Raw genomic sequence first — 21,604 nt, forward strand, 5'->3', positions numbered from 1 at the left:
TGGGTTCGGTTCTTGAAGTGCTTATTTTTGAGTGACTCGCGCTTACGATGTGCCTGTTCTTTGACCATTGTCTCACATCCCCGGACACGGATTCCCATGGGCTATCGTCATTGGGGGAGGGGCTGACGGGGAGGGGGGAGCATCCCCCCTCCCCTGTCCCCACCCCCCAGGCGCGATATCCCCACGGTCCACTGCATCGGGCTTTGTCCTCGCTTTTGTTGTCACATCAACCGTGGCAGGAACCCTAATGCCTTTTCACGCTCGTGCTCACAGTGCCGCCGCGTCCATGCTTCCGGTCACTTCCTACCCATCCACCATACACCCCGCCGGAACCCCCTCTCCCCCGCGCTACCCATAAATACCCGGATAGACACCCCTCATCGAGGCAAAGGCGATGAGAAGCGAACTTGAAGAGGAGATCGGGAAACTCTCCTCCCTTGCACGGGAGCGGGGCGCGGAAGCGCGGCGGATAGCGGCCCATGACGTCGTCGTCGCGGAATGGGTGCGGTTCAAGTGCCGGTTCGGGTGCCAGGGTTACGGGAAGCACATGTCCTGCCCGCCCTACGCCCCCACCCCCGCCGAGACCGGGCGGCTGCTCGGCGAGTACAGCACCGCTCTCCTTCTGCGGTTCGAGGGCATCCCCGGGCATCCCGGCCTCAAACCCGACGAGATACCGCTCGACTTCCACCCGTTCTTCCGCGACCTCATCCTCTGGGTGAACTCGACGGTGCACCTCCTCGAGAAGACGGCGTTCTACGACGATTTCCCGAAGGCCTTCGGGTTCGGGGGATACCCCTGCATCTACTGCGAACACCTGCACTGCGTCGCCGAGGAGCACGAAGGGGTCGTCGACGAGAGCATCCGCAGGCTCTGCCGGCATATGGATCTCGTCCGCCCGACGATGGAGGGGGCCGGAATCGACGTCTTCTCCACCGCCCGGAAGGCCGGATGGGATCTGCACGTCGTCCCCTGCCGCGACCTCGAGTACGGGAAGATCGAGCACGGCAAGATCACCTCGATAGGGCTCGTCCTCATCGAGTAACGTACCGGCCTTCAGTCGTCCCGGGCGCCCCGGATGAACTCCTCGGTCATGCGCCAGGCGTCGTCGTCCCGGAATTGCACCGGAGGGTGCTTCATGAAGTAGGCGGACGGTGATATGAGCGGGCCGCCGATGCCCCGGTCGAGAGCGAGCCTGCAGCACCGGATGGCATCGATGACGATCCCCGCGGAGTTGGGCGAGTCCTCGACGGAGAGGCGGAGTTCGATCTGCATGGGAACGTCCCCGAACAGCCGTCCTTCCATTCTGAGAAAGCAGACCTTGTTATCCTTCTGCCAGCAGACGTAGTCGCTTGGGCCGATGTGGATGTTATCGTCGTCGAGAGGCACTTCGAGGACCGATTGCACCGCTTCGGTCTTCGACGTCCTCTTCGAGGCGAGGCGGTCGCGGTTGAGCATGTTCAAAAAGTCGGTGTTGCCGCCGGTGTTCAACTGGTAGGTCCGGTCGAGCCTCACTCCTCGCTGCCGGAAGAGGTTCGCGAGGACCCGGTGGGTGATCGTCGCCCCGAGCTGGGCCTTGACGTCGTCGCCGACGACCGGAAGGCCGCGTTCGCGAAACCTTGCCGCCCAGGCCGGATCGCTCGCGATGAAGACCGGCATGTTGTTGACGAGGCCGACGCCCGCCTCCAGCGCACAATCGGCATAGAACCGTGCGGCCTCCTCGGAGCCCACGGGGAGGTAGTTGAGCAGTATCTCGGCGCCAGATTCCTCGAGCACCCGGACGACGTCCTCGCGCGACGCTTCCTCCTCGTCGGCGAGCACGAACCGGCACTCCTCCCGATAACCCTGCATATGCGCGGGAAAGCCATCCAGCACCCGCCCCATACGGACGGCGACACCGGTTCCCGGCATCTTTGGGCAGAAGGCCGTGGTGCAGTTCGGGGGGGCGAACATCGCTTCGGAGACGTCCTTTCCGACCTTCCTCGCATCGATATCGAACGCCGCAGCCACCTCGATGTCGGACGGCCGGTAACCGCAGAGGTCCCAGTGCATCAGCCCGATTGCGTCCTTCTCGCTCTTCCCCCGGTAGTATTCGATCCCCTGAAGCAGTGAACTGGCACAGTTCCCGACGCCCACGATTGCAATCCTGATCGAGTCCACGACAGTCCCCCGATAGATCCGGTATGCTGCCTGGCGCGCCCTCTCTCGACGGACGCGTCATGCGCAGATTGAGACGACGCAACCCTCTCCGAGTTGCGTTTTCGACTATAATACGGAGCGGGAAATATAAGGGTATGGTTCGGGAAGCGCCGGGGGTCCATGCCCGGCAGCACCGGACCGGAGTATCGGGGTCCTCTGCGGGGTCGCAGCTGCAGTTCCGGCGGCCGCATACGGGCAAGTCCGCTCCGAAGAGCAGGCTATTTCGAACGGGCGGATACTTGGGCCGTAGCATGCCAAACGACCGCTCGCTGTTCCCGCCTGCGGCAGGCCCCACTCTCCGTAACGTTTTATTACTCCCACACATCCATACCGGCATAATCCAGATCCTGGAGGTATTGGATTATGGTTTATTTCGAACATGCACTCATCGGAGAAGCGCTCGTCGGCGAAGGGCCGGAGGTTGCCCACGTCGATCTGGTCATCGGGAAGAAGGGGAGCAGCGTGGAGCAGGCATTCGTCACGGCGCTTGCATCGCCTGCACGGGGGCACACGCCGCTCCTTGCCGTGCTCACCCCGAACATTCCGGCGAAGCCCCCGACGCTGATGGTCAATAAGGTCACCATCAAGAATGCGGATCAGGCTCTCCTGATCTTCGGCCCGGCCCAGGCCGCCGTCGCGAAGGCCGTGGTGGACAGCGTTGCGGAGGGCGTCATCCCGGAGGCGGAGGCTGATAACCTGCTGATCATAGCATCGATCTTCATCGAGTGGGACGCAGCGGACAAGAAGAAGATCCACGACTGGAACTACGAGGCGACGAAGACCGCCATCCGCCGGGCTGTCAGGGGTGAACCGGCGGTTGCCGAGGTGCTTGCACAGAAAGATACTGCAAAGCATCCCTTCGCGTGAACTGCCGGCGTGCACCGGCAGGAGCGTGGGGGCGTAGCCGAATGCCCCGAATTGATTGGGCGCGATGCGTTCCGTCGCTCCTTAAGATGTCTCTTTTTGCATGTGAAGGATCACGCTGCCGATGAGGGATGCGGAAAAGGCGCTATGCTCTTACAGGAGGGAATTGGAAGAAAAAGTCGAACCGGAGTTCCTGATGCGCCGACCGGGACTCGAACCCGGGTTTAGGCGTTGGCAACGCCTAGTGATAACCACTACACTATCGGCGCACGTCCGTGCTTTCGCACTGTGTGCCTTACAACATGAGTTTTTCAGGCTAATAAGCCTATCGAAGCGCGGCCCGGATCGGGCGGTGCCGCCCCTGCAGGATCGCATGATGGACGGCGTTTCCGGTCTAACGGTTGGCCCTGCGGGGGCCGGCCGCACCGCCCCCGCGCACCTACCGGTGTCCGTGGTCGAGCGCCCGCCTGATGTTTCGGTTCGCAAGGATCCAGAGCCCCGGCGTCAGGACCAGGATGAAGACGGCCATGGCGTAGGCGAAGATCTCGGCGGAGAAGAGCAGGAAGTTGAAGATGCCGTGCAGCACCATCCCGAGCAGAAGTCCCTGAAGGACGATCGTCGGCCGGCGTTCGGCGGCTGTGAACTTGGCCCGGCCGAGGGCGTAGCCCCATACGCCGGCAAAGAGCGCGTGCCCCGGAACCGAGAAGATCGCGCGGACGGCGATCGTGCCGAGGGCGAGCGCCGGCGACGTCAGGTATGCCGTAAAGACGTAAAGGATGTTTTCGAGCGTTGCGAGACCGAGGGCGGCGGCGGCGGCGTAGACGATGCCGTCCATCGGTTCGTCGAACTCGGTGTTTGGATAGGCGAACCGGCGCACAACCGCAAACTTGCCGTACTCCTCGACGATGGGCGCGATGACGGCGCCCATGATCAGCGGGGATACGATGAAGAGGCCGAAGAAGCCTTCGACGAAGGCGACGGGGAACGTGACGAGGACGCCGAGGAGGAAGATCTTCACGATCAGCGCCTTTGGTTCGGGCTCGAATTTGTCCCTGCGGTAGAAGTACCACGCCCAGAACACCCCCGGCGCCAGCGCCAGGGCAAGGATTACCAGCGGCTCGACGACCATGCTGATCGGGGTTCATGGTTTCGGAGAGGAAGAGTCTTTCCGTCCACGAGGATTGCCGAGCAATACCTCCTTTGAGAGGAGGATCGTAAGGCTACTGTTCCCTGGCGCGGCGGGAGGCTGGATCTCCCACCACCCGAGCTTCGCGCTCCTCACTGGCGCTCCATGCCGGGATGTTCTCCTGCCCGGTTATCAGGCACTCGGTTTTCTCCTTTTCAGTGCTCCATCAAAAAAAGGGTTATTCGGGGAGAAGGCGGTACTCCGGGGCGAGCCCCTCGAGCACCAGCAGCCCGTAGTACCGGAAGAAGGTGACGAACGGCACCATGATCAGGAGCACGACCGGGATGGCGATGATGAGGTAGGGGACGAGGAGAGGGAGGAACGACATGTAGTTTCCGGTCTGGAATGGGCCGAACATGGCTGTCCCAATGAGGACGAAGGGTATCGCGGTGACCACCAGCGCGAGGGCGATGAGAATCGTGCAGACGATCCCGGCGATGAAGCCCAGCGTGAGCCTGCCGACGACATAGACGACGATCTGCAAGAATTTTGCCGAGATCATCCCGATCATCCGTTTCCAGCCCTTGATGGCCCCGCAATCTTCACGGATCATGATCGGGACGACGAAGTCAGTGGTCAGGAGGAGGATGATCCTGAAAAGGAAGGTTACCCCCATCATGACCGGAATGAACACGTAGAACGGGATCGACGGAACACTGCCGCCCCCCCTCCCGAAACCGAGGAGCGCGACAAGGAACGCTGTACCGGCGAGGGCCGGGAGCAGCGTGAGGGCGACCTGGAAGAGGAAGAGCCGCACCCCTTTTCCGAGCCGCTCCCGAAAGAAGCGCCTGATCCGGATGTCTCCGGTCGAGAGCATATCGACGAAGACGAACTGCAACACCGTGCCGATGATCCACCAGAGGAGGGCGATCCCCACCAGTGCGACGGCGACGATCGGGGGCATGACGGATATGATCGAACCGAGTACAAAAGAAACCACGAGGTATGGGTCAAAGTTGCTCAGTAGATCGAGGCTGCCTCCTACGAAGAGTGCAATCACCGTCAGGCGAAGCCAGACCCCTCGTAGAGGCGGCCAGAGCAGCGATTTCGTACGGTCGAAGGTTTCATCCAGCCTGCTGAGGGCATACATCTCTTCAGGCATACTATAGCGGAGAAAAGGATCTCACTGCTCTTGAAACCTTCTTTTTAACTGGCTGGCTCCTTTCCCTAGTCCGGGCATATGCCCGCGATTTTTCGGGCAAATAGATTTTTCAACATCGCATTGCAGCCCGTTCACTGCATTATCTCCGTCACCGGCGTCGGGATCATCTGCGGCTCGGTGACCGCGTCTCCCGGGGAGAGCACCGTTTGCAAAAAAAAGTTATTCGGGGAGGAGACGGTACTCCGGAGCGAGCCCCTCGAGCACCAGCAGCCCGTAGTACCGGAAGAACGTGACGAACGGCACCGCGATCAGGAGCGCGACCGGGATGGCGATGACGAGGTAGGGGATCAGGAGCGCGAGGAGCAGCACGATGTTCGCCTGGATTGCGGCGAGGAGCACGATCCCGACGAGCACGAAGGGTATCGCGATGATCAGCAGTGCGAGGATGATCACGACCGCCTGCGCGATCGCGGCGACGAGGCCAAGCACGAGCCTGGTGACGATGTAGACGACGATCTGCCAGTACTGGCCGGAAATCGTCGCGAAAAGCCGCCGCCACCCCTCGATGACCCCGCAGTCTTCATGGATCATGATCGGGACGACGAAGTCGGTGGTCAGGAGGAAGACGATCCCGAAGAGGAGGGCCGCGACCAGGATGATCGGGATGAACACGAGGATGAGTGCAGCACCGCCGATACCCGCCCCCCCGATACCGATAAGCATGAGGATGAACGCCATCATGGCGAGGATCAGGATCAGCGTGAGGGCGACCTGGAAGAGGAAGAGCCGCACTCCTTTTCCGAGCCGCTCTCCGAAGAAGGGCCTGATGTGGATGTCACCCGCCCGCAACATGTCGACGAAGACGAACTGCAACACCGTGCCGATGATCCACCAGATGAGAGCGATCGCAAGCACGACGAGGACGAACGCTACAATGAGCGGCGCGATATCGGGGAGGGACTCCGCGAAGCCGGGGGGGAGGTCGCCCTCTCCGAAGTCATACCCGGAGGTGTTCGGGATACTTACGCCCCCTCCCACGAAGAGCGCAATCAGGGCCAGGCGGAGCCAGACGCCCCATTTTATGGGCCAGAGCAGGCTTTTGGTGCGCTGGAAGGCACCATCCAGTCTGCTGAATGCATACGTATCTTCAGCCATATCTCTCACGTAGAAGATGATCTCCGTCTCATTAAAACCTTCTTTCGCCGGATCTGTTTCAGGTCCCCGGCCGGGCGCTGTACGCTCACGGGTTTTTGAGGAAACCGGTTTTTCAACACCTTAATGTAGTCCGTTCACCACATATAGAACGAATGATCCCTCTCATGCTTGACCTGACGGGCAGGAGGGTGCTCATATTCGGCGGAGGCGGTGTCGGTGCCCGAAAGGCTGCGTTCTTTGAGCATGAGGCGGAGGTGACGGTGATCAGCCGTTCGTTCTCGCCGGATCTCGACGGTCTCACGGTCCGGCGGCAGGAAGCCGATCTTTCGGATCTTTCGGACGAGGCGCTCGGGTTTCTCCTCGCAGGTGCGTTCCTCGCGGTAGCCGCGACGCCGGACCCGAGCCTCAACGACCGTATCGGGAGGCTGTGCGCCGAGGCCGGCGTTCTCTTCAACAACGCCGCCGGCGAGCCCGGCGACGTCATCATCCCTTCGGTCGTCCGGGGCAGCCGCTATCTGGTCGCGATCAGCACCCACGGAAAGAGCCCCGCCGTATCGCGGTACCTCCGTACGAGGCTCGAGGCGGATTACGCAGACCTCGATAAGATGATCGAACTGCAGGAGGAGGTCCGCTCGATGCTCCGGGAGACCGAACCGGCGCAGGCACAGCGGTCCCGCATCCTCTGGAAGATCCTCTTGGACGACGAGATCCGGGCAGCGCTCGCCACCGATTACGGCCGGGCACGCGCACTGGCGATCGAGAGGTACCTGCATGCCTGAACTGTTCACCATCCCCCTCGCGCTTGCGGGGATCAGCCACCACGCCGCGGACATCGCCACGCTCGAGGCGTTCCGGTTCCCCGACGAGGCGGCGTTCCTCCATGAGGCGCGGGAACGGTTCCGGGGCGTGCTCCTGCTCCAGACCTGCAACCGCATCGAGGTGCTGGTGCAGGGCGACGCACGGAGTCTTGAAGGGTTCCTGCAGGAGAAGGGCAGGCACGGCTTTACGGTCATCGAGGGCGAGGCCGTGCCCCGCCACCTCCTGGAACTGGCCGCAGGCATCGACTCGCTGATCGTCGGGGAAGACCAGATCCTCGGGCAGCTCAAGCAGGCGCTCGCGGCCGCGGAGGAGGCAGGAACCTGCTGTAGCGCCATCGGGCTTTGCATCAAGAAGGCAGTGCACGCGGGAGTCCGTGTCCGGCGCCAGACGCAGATCAACCGGGGAGCGGTCTCGGTCGGCTCCGCAGCCGTGACGCTCGCGGAGAACCTCCTCGGCACCCTGCGCGACCGGCACATTCTGGTCGTCGGGAGCGGGGAGATGGGCGTTCTGGTGGCGCAGGCGCTCGCCGCCAGGGGTCTCACGGCCATCTACGTCGCCAACAGGACCTATGAGCGCGCCGTGATGCTCGCGGATAAGATCGGTGGACGCGCGGTCAATTTCAAGGATCTCTACCGTTACATCGCGCTCTCCGACGTCGTCATCTCCTGCACCGCCGCACCGCACCCGGTCATCCGGACGGAGGATATCCGGGCGGTGATGGAGGAGCGACTCTGGCCGCTCGATACTCACCCCCGCCACCTGATCCTCATCGACATCGCCCAGCCCCGCGATGTCGAGGAAGGGGTGCGGTCGATCGAAGGCGTGCACCTCTTCACCATCGACGACCTCAGAAACGTCAACGACGCAACCATGGAGTCCCGGAGGAGCGAGGCGGATCGCGCACGGGGGATCATCGACGAGGAGGCCGAACACTTCGTCCGGCTCCTCCGCCGGGCGGCGGCCGACGAGACGCTCGCACTCCTCTACACCTGGGCGGAGTCGATCCGGGCGCGTGAACGCGACCGGGCGCTCGCACGCCTGAGGGAGAGGGACGACCGCACGGCGGAGGTCATTGACGACCTGACGCATGCGCTCACCAATAAAATCCTCTCGGACGTGACGACGGCAATCCGTGCGTGTGCGGAGTGCGGCGATATAACAACGGCAGAAGCCCTGATGAGGGCGATTACCCGGGGAGAACCATGTTTCCAGAACGAAGAATGAGACGGATGCGGCGGCGGATTATCCAGCCGCTCCTCCGCGAAACCGAACTGCGAAAGACCGACCTCATTGCGCCGGTCTTCGTGGACGAATCGATCAGTGCACCGCTTCCGGTCGCCTCGATGCCGGGGCAGTTCCGCCACCCGACGGACGACGTCGCCGACTATTGCGAGCGCCTCCGGGCTGCCGGCATCCGGGCGGTGCTCCTCTTCGGGGTTCCGGCCGCAAAGGACGGCGAGGCGACCGAAGCCTACGCGGCGGACGGCGTCGTCCAGCGTGCCGTCCGCAATATCAAGGAGCGGTTGCCGGAGATCGTCGTCATCACCGACGTCTGCGCCTGCGAGTACACCGACCACGGCCACTGTGGCATCGTGGGAGAGACCGCCGACGGCCCCGACCTCCTAAACGACCCCTCGCTCGAACTGATGGCGCAAATAGCCGTCTCCCACGCACGGAGCGGCGCCGATATCGTCGCGCCGTCGTGCATGCTCGACGGGATGGTTCGCGCGATCCGGCAGGCTCTCGACGCCGCCGGATACCAGGACGTCCTGATCATGTCCTACTCCTCGAAGTTCGCGAGCGCTCTCTACGGGCCGTTCCGCGACGCGGCGGACTCGGGGTTCAGTTTCGGCGACCGGACGACCTACCAGATCTGCCCGGGCAACGCACGGGAGGCGGTGATGGAGTCGGAGCTCGACATGGCCGAAGGGGCGGATATCCTGATGGTCAAGCCCGCGGGGGCCTACCTCGACATCCTCGCGGCCGTCACGGGGTTCGGACTGCCGGTCGCGGCCTACCAGGTCAGCGGTGAGTACGCGATGATCAAGGCCGCCGCAGAACGCGGGTGGCTGGACGAGCGGGCGGTCGCCATCGAGACCCTCACCGCCATCAAGCGTGCCGGGGCCGACCTGATCATCACCTACTTTGCAGAAGACGCGGCGAGGTGGCTCGATGAAGAGCAGTGAACTCTTTAATCGTGCAAAAACCCTGATGCCGGGCGGGGTCAGCAGCCCGGTGCGGGCGATCAAGCCGTATCCGTTCTACGTGGAGCGCGCCGCGGGTTCGCACCTTACAACCGTCGACGGTGCCGACCTCATCGACTGCTGCCTCGGCTACGGCCCCCTCATCCTCGGGCACGCCCACCCGGAAGTCCGGGAGGCGATCGAGCGCCAGCTCGAGAAGGGGTGGCTCTACGGTACACCGACGCCGCTCGAGCTCGACCTTGCGGGCATCATCACCGGCGACCATCCTGCGGTCGAGATGGTCCGTTTCGTCTCGTCGGGCTCCGAAGCGACGATGGCCGCGATCCGGCTCGCCCGCGGCTACACGGGCAAGCAGGATATCATCAAGATCGAGGGCGGGTTCCACGGCGCCCACGACGCGGTCCTCGTCAAGGCCGGGTCGGGGGCGACGACCCTCGGGGTGCCCGACTCTGCGGGCGTCCTCGCAGATCTCACGGCGCACACCCGGCAGGTCCCCTACAACGATACGGAGGCGCTGGAAGCCCTCCTCGCCGGAAACGACGACGTCGCCGCGTTCATCCTCGAGCCGGTCATGGGGAACGTCGGCCCGGTCCTCCCCGATGACGGCTACCTCGCCGACGTCCGGGAGATCACCGCCGCCCACGACGTCCTCCTCATCCTCGACGAGGTGATCACCGGCTACCGGGCCGGGATCGGCGGCGCGGAGGTGCTCTACGATGTAAAGCCGGATCTCGCCACGTTCGGCAAGATCATCGGCGGCGGCCTCCCCATCGGGGCGTTTGGGGGGCGGTGCGATATCATGGAACTGGTCGCTCCCGCAGGACCCGTCTACCAGGCCGGCACGTTCAGCGGCAACCCGGCAAGCCTCGCGGCGGGGTACGCGACCCTCCGCCACCTTCACGACCACCCGGAGATCTACCGGCGGCTCGACGACGCTACGCGGGCGATCGGGGAGGCCGCCGCGGATGCGGGCAAGGGAACATTCGTCAGGATAGGCTCGCTCTTCAAGCACTTCTTCCGGGACGCGGCCCCGCGGGACTACCGTGAGGTCAAGGAGTGCGACACAGAGGCATTCTCGCGGTTCTGGAAGGCGATGCTCGAGGCCGGGATCTTCCTCCCGCCGTCGCAGTTCGAGACGAACTTCCTCTCGGCCGCACACACAACGCAGGACATCAAACAGATAGCGGAGGCATACGGATCATGTCTCTTCGCATAGGCACACGGGGAAGCGCTCTCGCGCTTGCGCAGACGAACAAGGTGGTCGGCATGCTCGCCGACCGGGGCATCGAGGCGGAGGTCGTCACGATCGCGACCGAGGGCGACACCGCGACCGGGGTCCCGCTCCACGCCATCGGGGGGCAGGGGGTCTTCGTCCGGGCACTCGACGACGCGATCCTCCGCGGCGAGATCGACGCCGCGGTGCACAGCATGAAAGACATCCCCGCGGCCCGCCCGGCGGGGCTCGTCTGCTGCGCGGTGCTCGAGCGGGACTCGCCCGCCGATTTCCTGGTACACGAGTGCCCCCTCGATGCGGTCTCTGTCATCGGGTCGTCGAGCACCCGGCGCTGCGCCCAGCTCCTCCGCGACGCCCCGGCGCTTGAGGTGAAGCAGCTCCGCGGGAACGTCGATACCCGGTTACGGAAGCTCCGCGAGGGGCAGTACGACGCCATCGTGCTCGCGGAGGCGGGCCTCCAGCGCCTCGGGCTCACGCTGCCGGGAGAGCCCCTCCCCACCGACCGGTTCGTCCCGTCCCCGAACCAGGGAACCATCGCAGTCGTCTGCCGGGACGACCCGGCCGTCGCCGGCGCCTTCGCGGCGCTCGACCACGCGCCGACCCGCCTCGACGTCGAGATCGAGCGTGCCGTCATGGAGGAGGTCGGCGGCGGGTGCTTCACCCCGCAGGGGATCTACTGCCGGAACGGGAACCTGATCGCCGAGGTGCTTGCGCTCGACGGCTCCCGGTGGGAGCGGATCGAGCGGCACGTCGCGACCGTCGGCGAAGCCCGGGAGTGGGGGCGGGCGCTGCGCGTGCAGGCGGCCTCCCTGATTCGTGAGGCTCATGCGGCACTGGGGATAAAACCATGACAGGAAAAGCGTATCTCGTGGGGTCCGGCCCGGGCGGGCTCGGCCTCATGACGATAAGGGCCCGCGAGGTGATCGACAGTGCGGACGTGATCCTCTACGACCAGCTCCCGGGCGAGGAGATCCTTGCAACCCTCCCGCGGGACGCCGAGCTCGTCGACTGCGGGAAGTACGGCGGCAGCCACACCCTCGAGCAGGACGAGATCGAGGCGCTGATGGTCGAGCGGGTCAGGGCAGGCAAAACGGTCGTGCGCCTGAAAGGCGGCGACCCCTTCCTCTTCGGCCGCGGGGGAGAGGAGGTCGAGACCCTCCGGGAGCACGGCATCGCCGTCGAGGTGGTGCCGGGAGTCACGAGCGCCATCGCCGTCCCGGAGATGGTCGGCATCCCGGTCACCCACCGGAAATATGCGTCGCAGGCGACGTTCATCACCGGCCACGAAGACCCCACGAAACCCGAGTCCGCCCTCGACTGGGAGGTTCTGGCCCGGGTGAAGGGGACCCTCGTCATCCTGATGGGCGTAAAGAATCTCCCGGCCATCGCGGCGGCCCTCACCGCGAACGGCAAGGACCCCGCAACCCCGGTCGCGATCATCGAGCGGGGGCTCCGGCCGGACCAGCGCGTGACGGTCGGGACACTTGCGGATATCGCCGATAAAGCCCGCACCGCAGGCGTCCGGCCCCCGGCAGTGATCGTCATCGGCGGGGTTGTGGAACTGTATGAGGGGTTTGAGAGGTGAAACGGATTCCATATCCTCCTCTTTTTTGCACAGTTTGAACGCTCAGTGAACAATGGATTTTTGCGCACCATCGCCACTTGTAAATGCTTCGTGTTCTCTTCTGCTTCTGCCCTTCGGCCAGTCGCCAGTCCAAGACCTTCGGTCTTCTCCAGCGATGTCCCCACGGGACATCGCCTATCGCCACGCACTGCCCCCGCCCCGCAGGAAGGGGGAGGAGCGCGAAGCGCGGGTGGGGTGGGGTGACGAGAAGTACAGATCTTTGAGAGTTGAGACAGGGGAGGGGGCATGCCCCCTCCCCGTCAGCCCCTCCCCCAAGGCGATACTCCCACGGTCCAGTGCATGGGGCTCTCTCTGAGTCCAACAGTTCTGTGTTAGGGGGTCGTAATTACACTGCCGGAGCTCATGTTATCGGAGACCATACTATTCCCGTTAAACTCCAGTACCTGCTCCATTACCATGGACAAAAAACCCGCCCCCACCCTGCAGGAAAAAATCTTCCTCCCCCTGCACCACACCCCCGCAACCGGAATACTCTTTTCTCCCCATGCGTTTATTCTCATACGAGGATTACCATGCGGAGTGAGACGGTTAAGAAAGGCTACCAGCGTGCTCCGAACCGGGCGTTGCTCCGGTCGCTCGGCGTCACCGACCGTGAGATGGATCTGCCCTTCATCGGGATAGCGAACGCGTACAACAACATCGTCCCCGGGCACCTCCACCTCCGGTCGATCTCGCAGAAGGTGCAGGAGGGGGTCGCGGCCGCGGGCGCCGTACCGTTCGAGTTCGGAACCATCGGCATCTGCGACGGGATCGCGATGGGGCACGAAGGGATGCGGTATTCCCTCCCCTCGCGGGAGAACATTGCCGACGCCGTCGAACTGATGGTCGAGGCGCACCGGTTCGACGGCCTGGTCTGCGTCTGCACCTGCGACAAGATCGTTCCCGGCATGCTCATGGCGGCGGTGCGGTGCAACATCCCGGCGATCGTTGTCACCGGCGGCCCCATGCTCCCCGGCTATGCGGCGGGCCGCGAACTCTCCCTCATCGATGTCTTCGAGGGTGTGGGTCGCGTCGCCGCCGGCACGATGAGCGAGGAGGAGCTCGGCGAGCTCGAGTGCGCGGCGATGCCCGGGTGCGGGAGTTGCCAGGGGCTCTATACCGCAAACACCATGGCGTGCGTGACCGAGGCGCTGGGCCTCTCCCTTCCGGGATGTGCGGCAATCCCTGCCGTCGACGCCGCAAAACTCCGCATTGCCCGGGAGAGCGGGGAGCGGGTGGTCGGCCTTGTCCGGGAGGGCGTCCGCCCGCGGGATCTCGTCACCCCAAAAAGCCTCGCGAACGCGATAAGGGTGGATATGGCGCTCGGCGGGTCGTCGAACACCGTTCTTCACCTGATGGCCGTCGCACGGGAGGCGGCGGTCCCCCTGGATCTCGAAGCCTTCAACGCCGTCGCCGAGGTGACCCCGCACATCTGCCACATGATGCCCGGGGGCCCGCACTCGATGCTTGCCCTCTACCGGGCGGGAGGCATCCCCGCGGTCTTAAAGATGCTCGAGCGTCACCTCGACGATGCCCCGACGGTCTCGGGCCGCTCGATCCTCGAGATCGCAAAAGGCGCGCGGGTCGCCGACCCGGACGTGATCAGGACGACCGACGCCCCGGTCAGCCCCGCCGGCGGCCTGAAGATCGTGCGGGGATCGCTCGCCCCCGACGGCGCCGTCGTCAAATGCGCCGCCGTCCCGGAGGCGATGTGGCGGCACAGGGGGCCGGCACGGGTCTTCGACGGTGAAGGTGCCGCGATGGAAGCGATCCTGCACCGCGAGATCGCGGAAGGCGACGTCCTCGTTATCCGCTACGAGGGGCCGCGGGGAGGGCCCGGGATGCCCGAGATGCTCTCGCCGACATCGGCGCTGATGGGTCTTGGCTACGCCCGGGTCGCCCTGGTGACGGACGGACGCTTCTCGGGCGGCACCCGGGGGCCGTGCATCGGGCACATCGCCCCAGAGGCCGCAGTCGGCGGGCCGATCGCCCTCGTGGAGGACGGCGACGAGATCGTAATCGACCTCTACGCGAAAAGCCTCGATCTCGCCGTGGAGAGAGCGACCCTCGAGGAGCGGCGGAAGACCTGGAAACCGCCGGCACGCCGGCTTACCGGTATGCTCGCCCGCTACGTGCAGACCGTCGAGCAGGCAAACCTCGGCGCCGTCCAGAGGTAACCCCTTCTCCGGGAGAGGGAGCGCATACTCTCCGCCGGGATCGCGGCTCCCGGCGGGGAACATCTTCTAAACAAACCAGCCCGGTTAAGCGGGTTTACCCGGGACTTTGTGGCGCATCCGGCGTTCCGTGCCTCTACCCGGGCACCGGCGTTCGGGAATGCTCGGGTGCCCCGGACTCCGTCCGGGGGCTGGATAACGCTTTTTCCCTCGCTTTATCGCCGCACGTTTTCTCCGGAAATTCCAACGATCTATATTTTTAAACCCCGGGGCGTAACCCACTTTTCGGGCGTATCCGTCCAGGACCGTCGCCCATATCGTTTACGGAGCATAAAGATGATCGACAGATTTCTTGAGGGTAACAAGCATTTCCTGGAAGAAGATTTCGGAAAAGATCCCGATCATTACGGCCCGCTTGCGTCAAGCCAGCACCCCGAGGTTCTCTGGATAGGGTGCTCCGACTCACGGGTGAATCCCGAGCGCATCACCGGCGCGAAGGCCGGGCAGATCTTCGTGCAGCGCAACATCGGCAACATCGTCCCGGTTCATGACTGGAACTTCGCGACCGTACTCGAGTACGCGGTCAATCATCTCAAGGTCGGGGATATCGTCGTCTGCGGGCATTCCGACTGCGGCGCCATAAAGGCGCTCGACCACGAGAGCAAGGATGCATACGTCCCGCTCTGGCTGAACAACGCGATGGAAGCGAAACGCCGCGTCGACGCAAAGATCCAGGCGCCGAAGAACCCCGAAGAAGAGAAGAACCGGCTGCGTCTCATCGAGCTCGAGAACGTCGCCCTGCAGATCGAGCACCTCCGCACCTACCCGCCGGTCAGGGCTGCGGAAAAAGAAGGACGGATACAGATTCACGGCCTGTACTTCGACCTTGCGAGCGGAGAGTTGAAGAAGATACTCTAAGACTCTTCAAGCGCATAATCAATCTCTTCTTTTATCAGGTCGAGCGAGATCCTCCCGATCGACGTGAGCCTGCCGTTGACCAGGATGATCGGGATGGGCGGGTGGCGCTCCTCGACGATCTCTCTCACGTAGTCGGGCACCTCCTCGTCGATCAGTGTCGTCTTCACCTCGACCGTATCACCGTACCCGGCGAGAAGTTCGTCGCGCAGGGCGCTGATGGCGTCCATCAGGCTATTGGACGGGTAGCAGGTCTCGAGTCCGCAGGATCGCGTCTCGTCGCAGGGAAACGGTCCACATTCGGATTCCGCAAACCCAACAATCTCAACAGTCACTTCTGCCATGCATCATCGGTGGGGGATGAATGCTATATTATTCTTCGTCTCGGGGAGCAAGCAGCGCGGAGAGCGCCGCCCGGACGTCGTCTTCAACCCCGCCGATCGTTTCCACGTCTCTTGCCCGATCGAGGTCGCCGATCAGCACCGGCGCGGCGGGACGGATGCCCAGGTTCTCCATGAACGCGTCGACCACGTGTGTGACGCAGATGAACGGTTCGGCCCCCCGCCGTCCCGCGACGGCGATGAGCAGACCACGGGCGTGCACTTCCTTCCCCAGAACCTTTTCCCTGGCATGAAGCCACTGGCAGCGGTCGATCGCCGCCTTGAGAGCCGCCGGAACGGTGCCGGTGTAGACCGGGGTGCAGACGACGACCACGGAAGCGGCCTCGAGCGCCCGGATGATCGGGGGCATATCGTCCTCGACCGGGCAGTAGCCCTGGTCGTAGCAGACGTAACAGCCGATGCACGGGCGGATATCCATCTCCTGCAGGTAGAATACCCGTGAGGAGAGGCCGGCCCGTGTGGCCTCGTCGTCGCACCACGACGCAACCTTGGCGGAGTTCCCGAACCGGCGCGGGCTCCCCTGCAGGATGACGACGTCGGCCGTGCCGGTGCCCGGCAGCGGGCGGGTAAAGACCCTTGGCCGGGTGTAGAGATGGGGGCGGGACACCACGTCGTGCGCGAGCCGGGCAAAGACGATCTCCGCCGCCTTCCGGGTATCGAAGAGGGAGCTCCGGCGTCCGCTCTCGTAGGTGTTGATCGCGTAGGTGTAGACCCTCTCGGTGCCGTGGAGAACGTCGACGGTATACCGGATCATGCCCGGATAGATCTTCCCCAGGTCGTCACGGACGAGCCTGAGCGTGAACGTCCCTTCCGGTGTCTCGATGGTCTGGATCTTCTCCGCCGCGCTCTCGCTCATTACGTGTCACCTCACGCCCGGCCGCCTTCAACATTTCGGGTCGATGAAGCCCCGCTGTTCCGGGTTTTCTGCAGGAGTGCGGGGGCGGGCGTTCGATCCGTCATTACCGTTAATAAGGAATCTGATCCACATGGTATGGTAATTCATGAAGGCGGTTCTGGGTCTTGAAGACGGAACATTTGTTGTAGGGGATGGTTTTGGCGTTGAGGGGACATGTTCCGGCGAACTCGTCTTCACGACGCAGATGACCGGTTACATGGAGGCATTGACTGACCCCAGTTATGCCGGGCAACTTTTGATGTTTACGTATCCCCTCATCGGGAACTATGGTGTAGACCAGCAGAATTTTGAGAGCCCGAAGGTTCACGCGCAGGGCTGCGTCGCGCGTGAGATCGCACGCGTGCCCGCGGCACGACCCTCGGTTGCAGAATATTTTGAAGAAAACGGCCTTTTCGGGATATCGGGCGTCGATACCCGCAGCCTGACGATAAAGACCCGGATGGTCGGCACGCTCAGGGCATCGCTCATCGTCGGCAGCGACGACGGGGACGAGGCGGTCAGGCGCGCCCGGGCCATCTCCCCGATCGGTGACGTCGACCTCATCGGGGATGTCTCCTGCCCTGAGCCCTACCGGATCGCCGGTCCCGGAAAGCGGATCGCCGTCATCGATCTCGGTGTGAAGCGGCACATCCTTGAGAGCCTCGGCCACCGGGGCGCGGATATCCACGTCTTCCCGCACACCGCCGCACCGGACGAGGTGATGGCGGCAGAGCCCGACGCACTCTTCATCAGCAACGGTCCCGGCGACCCGAGGAGGGCGACGCACGCCATCCGGTGCGTCCGGGATCTGACCGGCGAGGTGCCGGTCATCGGGATCTGCATGGGCATCCAGGTCGCCGCCCTCGCGCTCGGCGCCGAGACCTACAAGATGAAGTTCGGACACCGGGGGACGAACCAGCCGGTCCGTTACAAGGACGGGAGCATCTACATCACGACGCAGAACCATGGGTTCGCGGTGGACGAAGAGACCCTGCCCGAGGGATGCGCGGTCTCGTACCGGAACGTGAACGACGGCTCGGTCGAGGGGTTCGAGAACCGCGATCTTGCCGTCACCTGCGTCCAGTTCCACCCGGAGGCGCACGGCGGCCCCCGGGATACGGAGATGCACTTCTTTGACCGCATATACAGGGAGATTCCATAATGCCGAAGAAATCTCATATCAAGAAAGTTCTCATCATCGGTTCCGGCCCCATCCAGATCGGGCAGGCGGCCGAGTTCGACTTCTCGGGGTCGCAGGCCTGCCGCGCGCTCCGGGAGGAGGGTGTCGAGGTCGTCCTCGTCAACTCGAACCCCGCGACGATCCAGACCGACCCCGATACGGCGGACGTCATCTACATCGAGCCGCTGAAGGCCGAACTCATCGCGAAGATCATCGCAAAAGAGAAGCCTGACGGGATCCTGAGCGGCATGGGCGGCCAGACCGGCCTCAACATGACCGCGGAACTCGCGGAGATGGGTGCGCTCGAGGGCGTCGAGATCCTCGGGACGCCGCTCGAGGCGATCTACCGGGGCGAAGATCGGGAACAGTTCCGCGACCTGATGAACGCCATCGGCGAACCCGTTCCGAGGAGCATGATCCTCGAGCACATGAACCAGATCGACGAGGCGATCCGCGAGGTCGGTCTCCCGGCGATCATCAGGCCGGCATATACTCTCGGCGGCTCCGGCGGCGGCGTGGCGCACACGCCCGAGGAGATGCGGCGGATATGCGAGCTCGGGCTCGCCCGATCCCGGATTCATCAGGTGCTGGTCGAGGAGAGCGTCGCCGGGTGGAAGGAGATCGAGTTTGAGGTGATGCGGGACGCGGCCGATACCTGCATCATCGTCTGCGGCATGGAGAACGTCGACCCGATGGGTATCCACACCGGCGAGAGCGTCGTCGTCGCGCCCATCCTCACCCTGCGTGACGACGAGTTCCAGACGCTCCGGACCGCCGCGATAAAGATCATCCGGGCGCTCGACGTCCAGGGCGGATGCAATATCCAGTTCGCCTACAAAGACGGCGATTACCGGATCATCGAGGTGAACCCCCGGGTCTCGCGGTCGTCCGCGCTCGCCTCCAAAGCGACCGGCTACCCGATCGCCCGGGTCGCGGCAAAGATCGCGATCGGGCTCCGGCTCGACGAGATCATGAACACCGTGACCGGCGTCACCCCGGCATCCTTCGAGCCTGCAATCGACTACGTGGTGGTGAAGGTGCCGCGGTGGCCGTTCGACAAGTTCAAGTCGGCGGACCGAACGCTCACGACGGCCATGAAGAGCACCGGCGAAGTGATGGCGATCGGGCGGACGGTCGAGGAGGCGTTCAAGAAGGCGCTCCGGTCGCTCGACAACGATATGCAGCAGCACACGAACCCGAGCGAGATCCGGATGATCCTTACGTCCCCGACGGACGAGCGGTTCGGGTGCCTCTTCGATGCCTTCCGCGAGGGGTTCACGGTCAGGGAGATTGCCGAACTCACGGCGATCACGCCGTTCTTCCTCGAGAAGATCAAGAACATCGTGGATCTCGAGCGGAAACTCGAGACCGATTTCGAACCGGAGGATGTCAGGGTCGCCCGGCGCTCTGGGTTCTCGGACGAAGATCTCCTGGCACTGACGAAGAAGACCGCCGGCGAGATCGAGGCGCTCGGAGGAACCCCGACCTACAAGATGGTGGACACCTGCGCCGCCGAGTTCCCGGCGACGACGCCCTACTTCTACTCCACCTGGGAGGAGGGGTGCGAGCTCGTCCGGGACAGCGCGAAGAAGGTGCTGATCCTCGGTTCCGGGCCGATCCGGATCGGGCAGGGGATCGAGTTCGACTACTGCACCGTTCACGCGGTGATGGCGCTTCGCGAAGAGGAGGGGATCGAGGTCCATATCGTCAACAACAACCCCGAGACGGTCTCGACCGATGCCGACACTTCCGATCGGCTCTTCTTCGAGCCGATGCAGCTTGAGGACGTCATGAACATCCTCAAGAAGGACGACTACTACGGTGTTATGGTTCAGTTCGGCGGCCAGAACTCGGTGAACCTGGCCGTGCCGCTGGAAGCGGAGATCAGGCGTCTCGATCTCCCGACGAAGATCCTCGGCACGTCGCCCGACGCCATGGACGCGGCGGAAGACCGCGACCGGTTCAGCCGGCTTCTCACCCGGCTCGAGATCCCGAGCCCGGCGAACAGTTCCGCCTACTCGGAAGAGGAGGCGCGGGAGATGGCCGGGGAGATCGGCTACCCGGTGCTGGTCAGGCCGTCCTACGTCCTCGGGGGCCGGGCGATGGAACTCGTCCACGACGAGGCCGAACTCGAGAGTTACATCAAGGAGGCCGTCCGGGTGAGCCGGAAACACCCGGTGCTGATCGACTCCTTCCTCCAGAACGCCGTCGAGATCGATGTCGACGCGGTCTCGGACGGGACGGACGTCCTGATCGGCGGCATCATGGAGCACATCGAGTGGGCCGGCGTCCACTCCGGCGACTCGGCCTGCGTCATACCGCCGCAGTCCCTCACGCCCTCGGTGATCGCGCGGGTGCGGGACTACACGAAGAAGATCGCTCTCGGCCTCGGGGTCGTCGGCCTGATCAACATCCAGTATGCCGTTAGAAACGACGTGGTCTATGTCCTGGAGGCGAACCCGCGTGCGAGCCGGACGGTGCCGTTCGTCGCGAAGGCGACGGGCATCGCGCTCGCGAAGATCGCGGCGAAGGTGATGGTGGGCCGGAAACTTGCCGATATGGGTGTCGCCGAGCCCGAGATCGAGCACGTCGCGGTCAAAGAGGTGCTCCTGCCCTTCAACAAGCTCCCCGGCGTCGACACCGTCCTCGGGCCGGAGATGAAGAGCACCGGCGAGGTGATGGGCATCGATTACGACTTCGGTCGTGCCTACTACAAGGCATGCACTGCTGCAGACAACACCCTGCCGACGACCGGCAACGTCTTCATCTCGGTGACGGACGAGCAGAAGGAGGAACTCCTGCCGGTCGCCCGGAAACTCCGGGAACTCGGCCTCTCGCTGTATGGGACAAGCGGGACGGTCGACTTCCTCACCCAGAACGGTGTCGAGGCAAACCTTGTGCGGAAGGTTCAGGAAGGCTCCCCGAACGTCATCGACGCGATGCGTTCCGGCAGCATCCGGCTGATCATCAACACCCCGGCGGACAAGGCGTCCCGGCAGGATCACATCCAGATCATGCGGGCCGCCGTCGATTACGGCATACCCTACATCACCACCCTCCAGGCGGCGCGGGCGGCGGCGATGGCGATCGACGCCATCAAGCGGGAGGAGATTACTATCGAGCCGCTCGGGCATTACCACGGGCTGATGTAATGCGCCTCTCGCGCACTCTTTTTTCTACCGGGTTTTGCGCGCGATTACTCTATTCCTGATAGTGCTGCCTGATTCTATTGCTGTCCCATCTTGCGAGATTTTTCGCAGATTTTCCTGTAATTTCGCCGTTGGCCCAATATGTATATCTGCGTTGTGAACGGCCTCTTGCCGAGAGCACGGGGAGCCTCTGAAGAAGAACCGTGGACGGCTTCCCACTGGCTTCGCACCTTCGGTGCTCTAGCTCCGGTTCTCGAAGACCTCCGGCCTTCTCGAACTCCTGTCCTAAGGACAGTCGTTCTCCGAACCATCGCCTATCGCCATGACTGCCCCCGCCCCGAGGTGTGGGGTGCGACGGGCCATAGGGCCGGAGCATGAGCACCGTAGGTGCGAATGAGGAGCGCGAAGCGCGGGCGGGGTGGGGGCAACAGTTAGAGGCTTACATGGTAGAGACAGGGGAGGGGGCAGGCCCCCCTTCCCACCTGACGGTGGTCGAGCTCTGCTCC

General features: G+C 63.9%; 18 protein-coding genes and 1 tRNA gene. 12 read left to right on the forward strand and 7 right to left on the reverse strand.

The window, feature by feature from the left end:
• Positions 1–394 precede the first annotated feature (394 nt).
• The gene (locus MEMAR_RS04775; protein ID WP_011843817.1) at positions 395–1,042 is read left to right on the forward strand and encodes a DUF2284 domain-containing protein; all 648 of its coding nucleotides are present in this window, start codon (positions 395–397) and stop codon (positions 1,040–1,042) included.
• An 11-nt stretch (positions 1,043–1,053) separates the two neighbouring features.
• Here MEMAR_RS04775 and MEMAR_RS04780 read toward each other — a convergent pair whose 3' ends face one another.
• The gene (locus MEMAR_RS04780) at positions 1,054–2,157 is read right to left on the reverse strand and encodes an inositol-3-phosphate synthase (RefSeq protein WP_011843818.1); all 1,104 of its coding nucleotides are present in this window, start codon (positions 2,155–2,157) and stop codon (positions 1,054–1,056) included.
• A gap of 402 nt (positions 2,158–2,559) precedes the next feature.
• Here MEMAR_RS04780 and fae point away from each other — a divergent pair, with 402 nt between their 5' ends.
• Positions 2,560–3,063: a formaldehyde-activating enzyme gene (gene fae, locus MEMAR_RS04785; protein ID WP_011843819.1), complete on the forward strand. Its 504-nt coding sequence runs from the start codon at positions 2,560–2,562 to the stop codon at positions 3,061–3,063.
• 194 nt (positions 3,064–3,257) lie between these two features.
• On the opposite strand, the gene MEMAR_RS04790 is transcribed toward fae, so the two are convergent.
• The 4 genes from MEMAR_RS04790 to MEMAR_RS04805 form a co-directional block, all read right to left on the reverse strand.
• A tRNA-Gly gene (locus MEMAR_RS04790) sits at positions 3,258–3,329 on the reverse strand.
• A 170-nt stretch (positions 3,330–3,499) separates the two neighbouring features.
• Complete coding sequence (locus tag MEMAR_RS04795) at positions 3,500–4,189, reverse strand: PrsW family intramembrane metalloprotease (RefSeq protein ID WP_011843820.1); 690 nt, start codon at positions 4,187–4,189, stop codon at positions 3,500–3,502.
• Positions 4,190–4,424: 235 nt separating this feature from the next.
• Positions 4,425–5,348: a DUF7544 domain-containing protein gene (locus MEMAR_RS04800; protein WP_011843821.1), complete on the reverse strand. Its 924-nt coding sequence runs from the start codon at positions 5,346–5,348 to the stop codon at positions 4,425–4,427.
• Positions 5,349–5,567: 219 nt separating this feature from the next.
• Positions 5,568–6,503: a DUF7544 domain-containing protein gene (locus MEMAR_RS04805; protein WP_011843822.1), complete on the reverse strand. Its 936-nt coding sequence runs from the start codon at positions 6,501–6,503 to the stop codon at positions 5,568–5,570.
• A gap of 164 nt (positions 6,504–6,667) precedes the next feature.
• On the opposite strand from MEMAR_RS04805, the gene MEMAR_RS04810 reads away from it, so the two are divergent.
• The 8 genes from MEMAR_RS04810 (at position 6,668) to MEMAR_RS04845 (ending at position 15,476) form a co-directional block, all read left to right on the forward strand.
• The gene (locus MEMAR_RS04810) at positions 6,668–7,282 is read left to right on the forward strand and encodes a precorrin-2 dehydrogenase/sirohydrochlorin ferrochelatase family protein (RefSeq protein WP_245526654.1); all 615 of its coding nucleotides are present in this window, start codon (positions 6,668–6,670) and stop codon (positions 7,280–7,282) included.
• Positions 7,275–8,546, forward strand: coding sequence for a glutamyl-tRNA reductase (hemA, locus tag MEMAR_RS04815; protein ID WP_011843824.1), 1,272 nt, complete (start codon positions 7,275–7,277; stop codon positions 8,544–8,546). The genes MEMAR_RS04810 and hemA overlap by 8 nt, the downstream gene beginning before the upstream one ends.
• The gene (hemB, locus tag MEMAR_RS04820) at positions 8,525–9,508 is read left to right on the forward strand and encodes a porphobilinogen synthase (protein ID WP_011843825.1); all 984 of its coding nucleotides are present in this window, start codon (positions 8,525–8,527) and stop codon (positions 9,506–9,508) included. The genes hemA and hemB overlap by 22 nt, the downstream gene beginning before the upstream one ends.
• A complete protein-coding gene (gene hemL / locus MEMAR_RS04825) occupies positions 9,495–10,742 on the forward strand; it encodes a glutamate-1-semialdehyde 2,1-aminomutase (RefSeq protein WP_011843826.1) in 1,248 nt (415 codons plus the stop codon). The genes hemB and hemL overlap by 14 nt, the downstream gene beginning before the upstream one ends.
• A complete protein-coding gene (gene hemC, locus MEMAR_RS04830; RefSeq protein WP_011843827.1) occupies positions 10,727–11,611 on the forward strand; it encodes a hydroxymethylbilane synthase in 885 nt (294 codons plus the stop codon). The genes hemL and hemC overlap by 16 nt, the downstream gene beginning before the upstream one ends.
• Positions 11,608–12,345 carry a uroporphyrinogen-III C-methyltransferase gene (gene cobA / locus MEMAR_RS04835; RefSeq protein WP_011843828.1) on the forward strand — a complete coding sequence of 246 codons (738 nt, stop codon included), beginning with the start codon at positions 11,608–11,610 and terminating at the stop codon, positions 12,343–12,345. Before hemC ends, cobA begins: the two co-directional genes overlap by 4 nt.
• Before the next feature lie 572 nt (positions 12,346–12,917).
• Positions 12,918–14,561, forward strand: a complete 1,644-nt coding sequence (gene ilvD, locus MEMAR_RS04840) for a dihydroxy-acid dehydratase (RefSeq protein ID WP_011843829.1) — start codon at positions 12,918–12,920, stop codon at positions 14,559–14,561.
• A gap of 333 nt (positions 14,562–14,894) precedes the next feature.
• On the forward strand, positions 14,895–15,476 hold the full coding sequence (locus MEMAR_RS04845; protein ID WP_011843830.1) for a carbonic anhydrase: 582 nt from the start codon (positions 14,895–14,897) through the stop codon (positions 15,474–15,476).
• Here the strand turns inward: MEMAR_RS04845 and MEMAR_RS04850 are convergent.
• Positions 15,473–15,817 carry a hypothetical protein gene (locus MEMAR_RS04850; RefSeq protein WP_011843831.1) on the reverse strand — a complete coding sequence of 115 codons (345 nt, stop codon included), beginning with the start codon at positions 15,815–15,817 and terminating at the stop codon, positions 15,473–15,475. The two genes, MEMAR_RS04845 and MEMAR_RS04850, sit on opposite strands and share 4 nt — an antisense overlap.
• A 28-nt stretch (positions 15,818–15,845) precedes the next feature.
• Positions 15,846–16,730, reverse strand: a complete 885-nt coding sequence (locus MEMAR_RS04855; protein WP_011843832.1) for a flavodoxin family protein — start codon at positions 16,728–16,730, stop codon at positions 15,846–15,848.
• A gap of 145 nt (positions 16,731–16,875) precedes the next feature.
• Between MEMAR_RS04855 and carA the strand changes: the two genes are divergently transcribed.
• Positions 16,876–17,931 (forward strand): glutamine-hydrolyzing carbamoyl-phosphate synthase small subunit, encoded by a 1,056-nt coding sequence (gene carA, locus MEMAR_RS04860; protein WP_011843833.1) that lies wholly within the window; start codon positions 16,876–16,878, stop codon positions 17,929–17,931.
• A complete protein-coding gene (gene carB, locus MEMAR_RS04865) occupies positions 17,931–21,101 on the forward strand; it encodes a carbamoyl-phosphate synthase large subunit (RefSeq protein ID WP_011843834.1) in 3,171 nt (1,056 codons plus the stop codon). The genes carA and carB overlap by 1 nt, the downstream gene beginning before the upstream one ends.
• The last annotated feature ends 503 nt before the right edge of the window (positions 21,102–21,604 follow it).

Origin of the sequence: Methanoculleus marisnigri JR1, assembly GCF_000015825.1 — an archaeon.
GTDB classification, from domain to species: domain Archaea; phylum Halobacteriota; class Methanomicrobia; order Methanomicrobiales; family Methanoculleaceae; genus Methanoculleus; species Methanoculleus marisnigri.